Raw genomic sequence first — 11570 nt, 5'->3', positions numbered from 1 at the left:
TCCATGCCCCCAGTGTGGCCGTTGGCCACGGACGCGTTGGTTGTCATTGTTCCCGTGTCCCATCTCGCCCTCAGACTCGTTCATTATCGGCCTGGAGCTTGTCCCACGAGAGCTTGACACGGAGGGGGGCCCCGGTTGCAGCACATGAGTGGGGGCCGCGGCGACCCGCGGCGCAAGCAGGGCCTTGGGACCCGTGGTGTTCGGTTCGTCTCCGAAGGGCACAGCCGGAGTCGAACCAGTCGTGCGCACGCAAAGGAGCCGACATGCACGACGTCATCACGACAGTCCGGCGGGTGGTCGGTCTCGACCTCGGGGTCGCCACTGCCCACACCGCCCAGGTGCTCGACGAGGCCGGCGCGGTCGTTGCCAAGCGGCGGGTCGTCGCGACCGTGGAGAGCTTCACCGACCTCGAGCAAGCAGCGCTGACCGGGGCACCGGACGGCACCCGGTTGGAGGTGGTGATCGAACCGCCCGGGCCGGCGTGGCTGCCGGTGGCGGTGTGGTTCACCGGCCGCGGGCACACGGTGTTCCGCGTGTCGACCCAGAAGGCTGCTGATCTGCGCCGGTTCCTCTCGCGGCACGCGAAGTCGAACACGATCGACGCGCACACGTTGGCGCGGCTGCCGATGATCGACCCGGCCGGACTCAAGCCCGTCGCGTTGCCGGCCACGGCGCAGCGGGCGGAACTTGACCGTCGGGTGCGCGCCTCGGCGCGGCTGACCCGCGAGATCGGCGAACGCAAGGTCCGCATCATCGAGCTGGCGCGCCAGGTGATGCCTACGATCGGGCCGGTGCTGTCCCAGAAGCTGTCGCGTGCGGATCTGGCCGTTCTGGAGCGTTACGCCGACCCGCGCCGGCTCGTCGAGGTTCGCCGCGACCGGCTGGTTGCGCTGATCTCGAAGGCATCAGGCGGGCACGTCACAGCGGAGACGAAGGCCGACGGCTTCCGCGACGCCGCCCGCGCCGCGGTCGCGCTCTACGGCGACACGGACGCGGTCGCGTTTGACGTGATCGCCGACGAGATCGCCACCGAGATCCGGCTGCTGCGTGCCGCCGAGGCCGAACGGAACCGGCACGACCACGCCCGCGAAGATGCCTACATGGCGGTCGATCCCGACCAGATCGCCCGCAGCCTGCCGGGCGTCGGCAAGGTCGGCGCCCCGATGCTCGTCGCCGTCATCGGGGACCCGGACCGGTTCCCCAACGGGGCGGCGTTCAAGGCCTACCTCGGGCTGACCCCGCGCGCCTCGGAGACCGGCGAGACCGACCGCAAGGGCCAGCCCATTTCCAAGGCCGGCAACCGCGACCTGCGCACCCAGCTGATCCGCTCGGCCGAGCCGCCCGACGCCACGATCCCCAACTCGCCGCCGTCTACTACGACCAGATGCTCCACAAGGGCGCGGTCCACACCAAGGCGCTGTGCGTGGTCGCCGCCAAGCTCGCCGAACGTGCCTGGACCACCCTCCAGCGCGCCACGCCCTACGAACTGCGCGACCCCGACGGCAACCCGGTCACCCCCGAAGAAGCGAAGCAGCTCATCGCCGAGCACTACGTCGTGCCCGAGCACGTCCGTCGGCAGCGACGCTCGAAGAAGGCAAGTGGGAAGGCCCCTCAAGATGGTCAGACGCGCCAGAGGCGCTCGACGAGGCGACCTTCCCACTCATCAGCGTCGCGGCAAGCAATCGCCCCCGTCAAGACCCCCCACAGCCGCCACTTGACACGACGACGAACTTAGGGAATCAGCTCAGCCGTTGCGTGAGTACCGGGGGGTGTAGCCAGCCAATCTGCCGAGTGGCGCGAGAACAGCGAACGCGGAGCGTTGAACCGCCAAGGGGGGCCGCGCGAGTGCGATGCGTTGAGGTGTTCACGGGCGATGACTGCCATCCGCAACGGGTTCGGGACGCCCTTGCTGTTGGTGCGACGGTCAGCGGCGAGTTCGTACACCGTCTCGAGGAAGTGCTCGAAGGTGCCCGCTGGCTCGAAGGAGACGGCGATCGATGCGGTCTCCGGACCGTCGTTCCAGAAGGTGTGGGCGGTTCCGGCGGGGATGTCGATCGTTGCAGGTGCCTGCAGGATCCGCTCTTGTCCGCCGATGCGTAGCCACAGTTGCCCGGCCACGAGCTGGAAGCTCTCTCGCGATCTGGGATGCACGTGCTCTGGTGGGCCCGAGGCCTGCGGTTCGCAACGGACGTCGAACGCGCTGTCGTCAGACCCGAGAGCTGACGTACAGCTGTGAACGGGGTCGTCGTGGCCTCGGACCCACACGGTGCGGCGGAGCGCCTTGAGAAGCTGTGGACCGACCTCGGCGACGACAACCCCTCGTGTTGAGCGGAGGGCCGCCGGTGTGCACGCCTGACCAGCGTTCGAGTTCGGCGTCGAGGTCGAGACGGTCGATGGGGCCGGGCGTTCTCGTAGCCCCTCACTGGTCGCGTGGGAGCATCCATATGATCTCGAACTCGTATCACCCACGTTGAGACGTCCAGACGCCCATCACACCATGAGGGCGATACCGATCGTTCCACGACCGTCGTCGTAGCGAGTAAGGGCCCCCTGGGGGAAGCACAGAGCTGGCGTCGACGACTGTGGTCGTTCGCCCGATCACGCAGTCGTATGCGCGCAGCCGTGTACTGGGGTGGACCACCGGGGATCGTCCGATCGTCCTCCGGCCCGGGCGGTGGTCCGGCGGAGCCGTGGCTCAGGCCAGCGCGCTCTCGCGCCCCGACCCGCGCACGAACAGGCACGACGAACGGGTCCGGTGGACGATGTCGCTGAGCCACGCCGTGTCGACGTCGGTCGGCAGACCCATGACGTGCAGGTCGGCGGTCGGTGCCTTGTGGATCGCCTCGAGGAAGCTGCCCTCGATCGGGTACACCTCGGCGTCAGGCAACCGCGCCGAATCGAGCAGTCGCTCGAGACCGTCGCGGACCGCCTGCTTGCGTTCCAGTTCGGGGATCGCGGTGAGCAGGCGGATCCGGCCGGTCCAGTTGCGGTGCAGCTTGTACGCGGTTAGCAGCGCCAGGTCGGTCTCGGCGGCCTCCGCCTCGGGCTCGAGCGTCGGGCTGCGCAGCCACAGGTTCACCGAGCGCTGTCGTCCGAGCCCCGTTGTCGGGTGCGGCACGTACAGCAGCACCCCGACGTCGTGCTCGCGTGCGTGTGAGGCGATCTCGTGGACGTGGGCGGTCCGCCGCGGATCGTCGGGGAGGGTGAGGAAGACGATGTTCGGTCGAAGGAACGACCCGCCCACCGCTCCGAGCGCCGTGATCACCCCGCCCGACAGCGATGGGGCTTCGGCCACGGTCCAGGAGGCGAACACGTCCTCGTCCTGGAAGGCGTCGCAGAGCCGGTCGAGCCGCACGGGCACGAGCTGTCCGCTCGTGTCCTCCGCGCTCTGGACGCCCATGATCCGGACCGACCCCTTCGGGTAGGCGATCGCGTGGATCAGCCGGAACGTCGCCTGCAGCTCACGGTCGTCCTGGACCGGCACCAGGAGGTTGGGCTTCCACGCACGCTCGTGGGTCCCGCGCAGCGCCGTGACCTTCTTCGCGGCCCACTCGGCGACCGCGACGAACAGGCCGCTGCGCACGTCGCCGTAGGGGGCCGCCAGGTGCCGGCGCACGAGGTACGCGTAGACGCCGATGACAACGGCGACCGCGAGGAGGCCGAAGGTCGGGTTCACTATGAACATCGCGAACACGCACCCGAGTGTTCCCGCCAGCGGGACGACGCGCGGCACCCACAGCAGCGGTCGGAAGCTCGCCAGCCCCAGGCTCTGCTCGATCACCACCACCAGGTTGATCATCGTGTAGGTGATCAGGAAGAACATCGTGATGAGGGGGGCGACCGCGTTCAGGTCGCGCAGCATGAGTGCTGCGAACACGATGCCCGCAGTGACCGCCATCGCGTTGCGTGGCTCGCCCTCGGCCGTGGTCCGCGCCATCCACGAACCGCCAGGCAGGATCTGGTGGGTCGCCAGCGCCTGCAGGATGCGCGGGGCGCCGACGATCGAGGCCAGGGCCGACGAGTACGTGGCACCCAGGAGCCCGCCCAGCACGGCCGGCCCCCACGCGGCCCGGTCGACCATGATCGTGTAGTTGGAGACCAATTCGTCGGGGGAGGCGGTCCTTGCGAGCCACACCGCCAGGAGCGCGTAGATCACGAAACTCACCCCGATGGCCGCCATGGTGCCGAGGGGGATGCTGTGCCGGGGGTCCTCCAGCTCACCGGACAGGTTCGCGCCAGCCATGATCCCGGTGGCGGCCGGGAAGAACACGGCGAAGACGACCCAGAAGGACGTCCCCGGGAAGCCGTCCTCCGGGGCGCCGGGGAACTGCCCCCACAGCTGGATTGGTTGGTCCATCGGTCCGGTCGCCGCCGCCCACCCGATCGACACGAGCGATGCGACGATCATCGCGAGGATCACGTACTGGACCCGGAACGCCAGGCTGGCGGACACCGACGCGATCGCGAAGAGCACCACGAACACGACGAGGTCGACGACCAGCGCCGGGTGGTCGGGGAAGATCGTGAGCCAGCCGGCGCGGAACCCGAAGATGTACAGCGAGACGGCCAGCGCCTGGGACAGGTACAGGGGGATCCCGATGCTGCCGCCGACCTCCAGGCCGAGCGACCGCGAGATGATCGAGTATGCGCCTCCCGGCCCGATCCGGATGTTCGTGGTCACCGACGACATGGACAGGCCGGTCGCGCCGCTGATCCCGAACGCGATCCCGATGATCACCAGGCCGCCGAGCAGTCCGGCGTTGCCGATCACCCACCCCTCACGGAGGTACATGATGACGCCGAGGATCGTGAGGAGGGTGGGGACGAAGACGCCCTCGAACGTCCCGTAGCCCCGGCTCTCGGACCGGGACGAGCCTCCAGACGTGTCGGACAAGTCGAACCTCCCCACGGTAAGCCTGCCGTCCCCGCCGGAACACGCAGCGACGACGGTCCCTACCGCGATCGCTCACACCCACGCGTCCGACGCGTTTGACAAGCTCCAGGCCTACACCAACCGTCGTGTGCGCAGGCACCTGCGCCGTCGCAGACAGCAAAGCGGGTTGGGCCGCTACAAGGAGATGCCCGACCGGGTGCTCTACGAGCGCCTCGGCCTCGCCCATATCCGACCAGGTCGCGGTCGCTACGTCACGTCGCAATAGCTGGCGGTGAACGCTGTCGGTGAGCGGCTTGAGGGAACTACGAGCCGTTCGACGGGGAGGGGCTGGACACGGACGAACCCGACCACGGCGGAGTGACGCTGTAGGCCGCACCCGGAAACGGACGGCCCGTACGCTGCCCGACCTACCGTCGACCCAGGTCCCGCACCGACCCAGCCCCTTACCCGACTCGCGAGCGGTTGGTGATGGCGCCCGGTCTTCCCCGTTGTGGGCGCCAACGGCTGAACGCGTGTTGATAGGTGTCGCGGGCTGGGCTGGGAGCGATCAGCCGCTGCGGTGGTGACGGTGCCGGGGGTACGACACTCAACCGCCCCGCCATCCTGGTACTCGACGAGGCCACGAGCGATCTCGACAGGGTCACGAAGAGATCATGGATGAGGGACGCATCGTGGAGCAAGGGCCCACGCCACGACGATCGGATGGGCCGAGCGGCGCGTACCGGCAGCTGGTCGTCGCACCGGCGGCGTCGGGCGTTGCGAGCTCGGACACGCCAGTCCCCCTGACCGGAGCCTGACGGCCTCGTCCGCGCGAGGCGGCCTTTGGCACGATGACCGCCCCAGTCGCTCGGAGGCGGTCTCATGATCACGAAATGGCTCGGTACCAGCTGGTTGGAGCTGGGACTCGTCGTCATCTCGACGGTCGGCATCTTCCTGTCGGTCATCGTCTACACGCGTTTGGCGGGGTTGCGCAGTTTCTCGAAGATGTCGAGCTTCGACTTCGCTATCACCGTGTCGTTCGGGTCGCTGATGGCCACGGTGGCAGCGTCGCCGAGCGCAACCCTCCCGAACGGGGTCGTCGCGCTCGGGGTCCTCTACGGGATGCAGACCCTCATCGCGCTGGGGCGGCGGCGCGGCAACTTCAGCAGGATTGTGGACAACGCGCCCAAGCTCATCATGGCGGGGGACCGGATGATTGAGGCGAATCTGCGACGGGGGAGGATCACCGAAGACGATGTTCGGGGGAAGCTGCGGGAGGCGAACTGCCTGAACTACGCAGCGGTCCGGGCGGTTGTCTTGGAGTCCACGGGCGACGTCAGCGTGCTGCACGGCACGGATGAGCTCGACCTCGACATCCTCCGCGACGTTATGGGCTATCAGGAGCTGGCGGAACAGGCGAAGGGTGGGGGGGTGCGGGAGGGGGATCAAGCCTCGGGCTAGCAGCACAGAGGCTGCGCCGCCGGGCCATCCGCACCAGCCGAATCGCATCGGATCCTCCGCCTCGATCGTCTCTGCCGTCGCGTCCGCACTGAAAGGCCGCGTCGCTCGCCGATCTCCTGTACCAGAGACCGGGGTGTGTTTGGCAGACGAGCAGCTGTCCCAGGTCAGGATGACGCCCGGCAGCACTCCTCCGTCCTCTGCTCGGAGAGTTCGCGGCTTCCCGTCGCGGCGAGACTCGATCCGGCGACGAGAGCTCGCAGCCACCGTCGCGAGAAGACCCCCAGCAGACCACTTGCATGTGACGATGAGGAGCCGGCTGGCAACCCGCAACAAGCAAAGGGGTTATGACGTGACCGCGGACGTGGATAGTGAACTGACCGACTTCGAGCGGGCCCAGGTCGACGCTGCCCGGAGGTGGGTCGGCGAGGAATCCTCGCTGTCGGACCAGGCCTTGGCCCGGATCGGCGACGGGACACAGGCGGCGTTGCAGCGTCTGCTGGCCTCCCAACGTGTGGCAGCTGCGATCGAGGATGCGACGACGCGGGTGCTGCGTGAGTTCGACGACCAGCTGCGGCATGACCTCGACGACGATGCAGCCATGCCGAAGCCAACAGCACGGCAACAGCGGTCTGAGGTGCTCGGACGTGCGAACGAACGCGCCGAGCAGGTACGCCGAAACCACACACGCCGCTTGGCAGCTCAAAGCGCCGTGGCCGGCGCCGCCTCCGTCAACCTGGCGGCAGCTGTGCTGGCGGTCGCAGCCGACGTGTCAATCGTGGTGCGCGGTGGCCTGCGCGCGGCCGCACACACCCTCAACGTGTTCGGAACACCCGTCGGCCACCCGGCACTGGTTCCCGCTGCCGTCGAGATCGCCGCCATCGCAGGTGACACCGACTCCCAACGTCGACGCACAACCCTGATCAGGGTGGTTGGCAACCTCACCGGCGACGACCACGCAGCGGCGGAGCAGTCCCGCCTCCCACGCGTGATCGCTCAGCAAACCGGCACGCGGGCGCTCGTCGAGACCCTGGAACAGGTGGTTCGGCGGTCGGTCCGACGACGTTCGCTGCGCGTGATCCCTTTCCTGGGAGGTGCCGCGAGCGTCGCAACCTCCTGGCATGTAGGAGGACGCATCTGCGACGCCGCAGCTCATGCAGGCCGGCTCGCCTACCTCACCCGACACACTGGCCTGCCGCCCACGAACTGGTTCGACCAGCGGGACACACGCCAGTGAAGGAAGCGCCCGTCGACTGCCAACACCAACAGCCTGCTCGAACTCGCGCTGGCGCGGCCCGGACGATTGCACCAGGCTTCGGCCAGATAGACCACCAGGAGGACCAGGGCCGGGAGGGGGAAACCAGCAGCTCATCCCAGCCGCCACCGACGCCGTGGACGAGAACCAGCGGAGGTATCGAGGTGAGCTGCGACTCAGTCAGTGCTCTGCCACGGAATTACGGTGACGTATCGATCAGACCGCGGCGGGGAGGGTCTGCGGTAGGCGAGGCGAGTGAGCAGGTCGCGAAGGCGGCGCGGGTGAACTTCCACTTGGGGGTGGCCGTGTGTTCCCAGCGGTGCTGGAAGGACAACAGCCGCGCCTCGACCTCGGCGAGGTCGTGGAAGTCGCACCCGCCCGAGGAACGACACGTCCAGACTCGCCTAAAACCGTCCTCCGTCGCCGATGCTGCAGCCAGCTCTCGACCCTCCCGTCTGCATGCCCGTCGAAGCGGGCGGGCCGTACCTCGACCGAGGAGGCGGCCTATCGCACCGCCTCGGCGACGCGCCGGTGCACACGTGAGCCGTCCCCAACGACGTCGGGAAGCCGGGCTGGGGACCACGGCCCGACGGGCCCCGGGAAGGGCGCATCCGTGGGAACGCCGGGGGCCCAATACACCAGGCACCACCGGACTGACCTCACACATCCACCACTCGCATACCGTTGCCGTCACCGTGGGGAACGGGCTCGTCGGATCATTTGGAGGTTGCGACGGGCTGTTCGGCGGTGGGCAGGGGACGGGAGAACATGATGAACGCCGTACAGGCTTCGACCGTATTCAGTTCGTCCAGCGGGGCGTCGTCGTAGTCGTTGATCGGTAGCCAGACGTGCCGACGGGTGCCGTCATCCTGCTCGGTCGTGGGCCGCGGGTGTCCGAGTATCGCACTGGCATGAGCCATCAGCTCGTCGCGGTCGGGACCGGTGGTGGTGACCTGGAGGGTCGGTGCGAACCCGCAGGCACGGTAGAAACCGGCGACGGTTTCGTCGGCGCCCAGCGCTAGGTCGGCCAGCCCCCGGCGACGTGCCTGTCGGGCGACCTCGTCCAGCAGCGCTCGACCGATGCCTCGCCGCTGTATCGGTGTCGCGACCGCCACCTCGCCGATCACCGCAGTGTCCGATCCTGGCTTGGTGGAGGCCAGCGCTGCCCCGACCACGTGACCGTCGGCGATCGCTACGATCTGCAGCTCAGCGTGAGTGTCGAAGCGTCGCCGGTAGTACCCAGGGCTTCGTTGGGACGCACGCTGGGGCCCCCACGGGTCGTCCAGTCGACGAGCACGAGCGCGTCATCGAGCTCTGCGCGTGACCGCACCGGGCGAACCTCGACCACAGCCCTCCCCTTGGCTGTCAGCTGGAGCGGATCCCTTGCCGGATGCGTGGACCGCCTCGACCACGGTCCACCATCAGCACGCGTTGCAGTAGCCCATCGCCATCATTATCACCCGACCGCCCGACCGCCCACCGATTTCAACGCCCGACAGGCCTAGCTGCGCCTCCGTCGCGCGGAGGTTATCCGCGCAAATGTCCGCCGGGGGCAAAGAGGTGTCGATCGGCGATCCGGGTCGTGTCCTACCCCACGTAGGGGCTCCGGACCAAGAGGAGACACTCGTGCAGCTCGTGTCCGCCGTTCTTCGCCGTCGTGGGCGCTATCGTCGCACGAGCATCCATGCACTGCTTCGCCATCCCTCCGAACCAGCCCATGGCCACTGCGATGCACTGTCCCGACACATGCATTGAGACGCCTGCTCGGAGAGCAGCGGACTTGAGGAGGGTCAGCCGGCGCCGGGCGGTGACCAGGCCGGCCGTCCCCGATCAGCCCTGCGTAGCACCTACCAGTGCGATCATCGCCTCGCGTGCCTGTGAGCCGTCGGTGAGCGGCTCGCCGAAACCGATGCGCCCGAAGGCCACCGCCGGCTCGTCATCGGCAGCCGCCAGCTCCAGCCGCAGGTCGAACCCGTAACGGTCACAGGACAACATGGTGACGTTGGTGACCTCCCCGTCGACATCGAGATAGTGGCCCACCATGGCACGCATGTGGCCTCGGTGATCGTCGTTCATGTGCGCGACGATGCCGTCCTCCGCGGGCGCGATCGGATCCGGCTCCGCGGTCCGGTAGGCCTGCGCGTCAACCCAGCTCATCTCCCCGAAGCCGCGTACGTACCGAACGGCGACGACCTCCAGGCGGTGCACGCCGAAGTCGGGGAACTCCGCCCAGTACGCTCCCGGATGGGCCGTGAGGTAGGTCGCCGTGGCCGCGTCCTGGTTGTCCTCCCCGACCGCAACCATCTCCCCGAGCAGGGTGGCCCGAGCCCCGGCCAGCCGGCTGGTGCCACTCGGCTCCGGTGCGGCCACCAGCAGCGAGCAGCGGCGGTCCTCAGCCAGGTTGCGGGCGTGCTCGGCCATGCTGCTCATCAGCACCAAGGGAGTCCCGTCATCGTCCAGCGCGTAGGTCGCCACGGACCCGAACGGGTAGCCGGCGGGCTCCACCGCCACCGTGCTCAGCGTCCCGCTGTCGCAGGTTGCGACCAGCGTCCGCGTGCGCTCCGCGTGGGTCGGGGCCCGGGCGCCGGGCTGGGTGTACGTCGGCGGCCGCCGTGGGAATGCGGATCCTCGCTCATGGCTCCTCGCCGGTCATCGTCCTCGGGACGGGAACCCTACGCCGCTGGCTAGGTGGCCCGTACGCGGTGCGGGGCCGGGTCGGCGAACTTCACGGTCACCGACACCCATCACAACCTCAACCACCTGATCGTGTTCCACAGCGCCTACGTGTGCCGGCGCTACCTGGACGAGGTCGAACAGTTACGCCGCGGGGAGTTCGGGCGTGGCCGCCACGGGTCGGTTCCGGCCATCTACGACCTGTCTGGGATGCCGGTCAAGGTGCTGTTCGCCCCCGATCACACCCCGGAGTTGGAGCTGGTCAAGCAGATCCTCAAGGCCCGCAAGGAGATCGTGTTCGCGATCTTCACCTTCGCCGGGTCGTCGGGGATTGACGACGCGCTGCTGGCGATGGCTGACAACCCGCAGATCCCGTCGATCCGCGGGGTACTGGACCCGGCCCAGGCGGCGCACGGCTGGGCGGCCCCACGCTGGCTGGACCACCCGAAGATCGAGCTATTCGTCCCTGAAAAGGCCGGGATATTCGCGTCGCTGCGCAAGGTTCACCACAAGCTCATGGTCATCGACCGACGGGTGATGGTGGCCGGCAGCATGAACTACACCCGGCCCGCCAACGACTTCAACGACGAGAACCTGTTCGTGATCGGCTCTACCCACGACGAGGTCGAGGGCATCGCGGTAGCTGCTCAGCCCAGCCGGGATCTCGCTCTGCACGTCCGAAACGAGATCGAACGCATCATCGCCCTCAGCCGACCCTTCCACCCATCCGACTGACGATCGAGGGCAGATTCGTGTGCAAGCGACTGCAGTCGTTCGCGCGCGACGTCTGGGGAGAGAACACGGCATAAGCGCCAGAGGGCCGTAAGGAGCACGGGTCCGGGCTCAGGGGGTGATCGCAACACCTCGTCGATCAGCGGAGGATTCCGCGAACCGACGGAGGTGACCCATGACCGAGAGGTTGACCGAGGAACAGATCGCGGAGATGTGGGACCGGTGGGACGGGGCGAGTCGGGGATATGCAAAGTGACTTCGCCAGCCTGTCTCCGGTGGGAGGCTGTGATCACGATGGATGGACGAGCACGAGGACCGGCAGGTCAACCCGCACGGCTCGGCGAGCCCGCCGGAGCTGATCGTGGAGCGACGACAGGTCGCAGACAGCGGATGCCACATGGACAGCAGGCGGCAGTGGACAGCGCGGAAGCTTCTCATCGTTGCGGTCCTGGGCTCGTTGCTGGGTGCCTGCGGCGGCACCGGAACGACCTCCGGCCCGGCGGGCTCGCCCGGCGCTGAGGCGTCGATCGCGGCGGATCCGGCCGAGGATGCCGCCCGCGGGGAGGGCTCCGAGACCCA

General features: G+C 68.3%; 9 protein-coding genes. 5 read left to right on the top strand and 4 right to left on the bottom strand.

The features are described from left to right. Nucleotides 1–263: 263 nt before the first annotated feature. Nucleotides 264–1718, top strand: a complete 1455-nt coding sequence (locus KY462_16135; protein MBW3579226.1) for a transposase — start codon at nucleotides 264–266, stop codon at nucleotides 1716–1718. Between the two features lie 13 nt (nucleotides 1719–1731). On the opposite strand, the gene KY462_16130 is transcribed toward KY462_16135, so the two are convergent. Continuing rightward, complete coding sequence (locus KY462_16130; GenBank protein ID MBW3579225.1) at nucleotides 1732–2151, bottom strand: cupin domain-containing protein; 420 nt, start codon at nucleotides 2149–2151, stop codon at nucleotides 1732–1734. A 544-nt stretch (nucleotides 2152–2695) separates the two neighbouring features. Then, the gene (locus KY462_16125) at nucleotides 2696–4792 is read right to left on the bottom strand and encodes a Na-K-Cl cotransporter (GenBank protein MBW3579224.1); all 2097 of its coding nucleotides are present in this window, start codon (nucleotides 4790–4792) and stop codon (nucleotides 2696–2698) included. A gap of 963 nt (nucleotides 4793–5755) precedes the next feature. Here KY462_16125 and KY462_16120 point away from each other — a divergent pair. Together KY462_16120 and KY462_16115 are read left to right on the top strand one after the other, a co-directional pair. Beyond that, nucleotides 5756–6334: a DUF421 domain-containing protein gene (locus tag KY462_16120; protein ID MBW3579223.1), complete on the top strand. Its 579-nt coding sequence runs from the start codon at nucleotides 5756–5758 to the stop codon at nucleotides 6332–6334. A gap of 349 nt (nucleotides 6335–6683) precedes the next feature. Then, nucleotides 6684–7568, top strand: coding sequence for a hypothetical protein (locus KY462_16115; GenBank protein MBW3579222.1), 885 nt, complete (start codon nucleotides 6684–6686; stop codon nucleotides 7566–7568). Between the two features lie 734 nt (nucleotides 7569–8302). Here the strand turns inward: KY462_16115 and KY462_16110 are convergent. Together KY462_16110 and KY462_16105 are read right to left on the bottom strand one after the other, a co-directional pair. After that, complete coding sequence (locus KY462_16110; GenBank protein MBW3579221.1) at nucleotides 8303–8872, bottom strand: GNAT family N-acetyltransferase; 570 nt, start codon at nucleotides 8870–8872, stop codon at nucleotides 8303–8305. A 544-nt stretch (nucleotides 8873–9416) separates the two neighbouring features. Continuing rightward, nucleotides 9417–10097 carry a DUF2470 domain-containing protein gene (locus tag KY462_16105; GenBank protein MBW3579220.1) on the bottom strand — a complete coding sequence of 227 codons (681 nt, stop codon included), beginning with the start codon at nucleotides 10095–10097 and terminating at the stop codon, nucleotides 9417–9419. Nucleotides 10098–10274: 177 nt separating this feature from the next. Here KY462_16105 and KY462_16100 point away from each other — a divergent pair, with 177 nt between their 5' ends. Both KY462_16100 and KY462_16095 read left to right on the top strand, forming a co-directional pair. Next, on the top strand, nucleotides 10275–10994 hold the full coding sequence (locus KY462_16100) for a hypothetical protein (protein ID MBW3579219.1): 720 nt from the start codon (nucleotides 10275–10277) through the stop codon (nucleotides 10992–10994). A gap of 295 nt (nucleotides 10995–11289) precedes the next feature. After that, on the top strand, nucleotides 11290–11570 hold a 281-nt coding region (locus tag KY462_16095), incomplete at its 3' end, for a hypothetical protein (GenBank protein MBW3579218.1).

Source organism: Actinomycetota bacterium (assembly GCA_019347675.1).
Taxonomy (GTDB): Bacteria; Actinomycetota; Nitriliruptoria; order Nitriliruptorales; family JAHWKO01; genus JAHWKW01.
This window is presented reverse-complemented; position numbering and strand designations above follow the sequence as displayed.

Excerpts from the sequence above, each read along its gene's own strand:
- KY462_16135 (MBW3579226.1), top strand. The coding sequence starts at position 264 with ATGCACGACGTCATCACGACAGTCCGGCGGGTGGTCGGTCTCGACCTC.
- KY462_16125 (MBW3579224.1), bottom strand. The coding sequence starts at position 4,792 with ATGTACCTCCGTGAGGGGTGGGTGATCGGCAACGCCGGACTGCTCGGC.
- KY462_16120 (MBW3579223.1), top strand. The coding sequence starts at position 5,756 with ATGATCACGAAATGGCTCGGTACCAGCTGGTTGGAGCTGGGACTCGTC.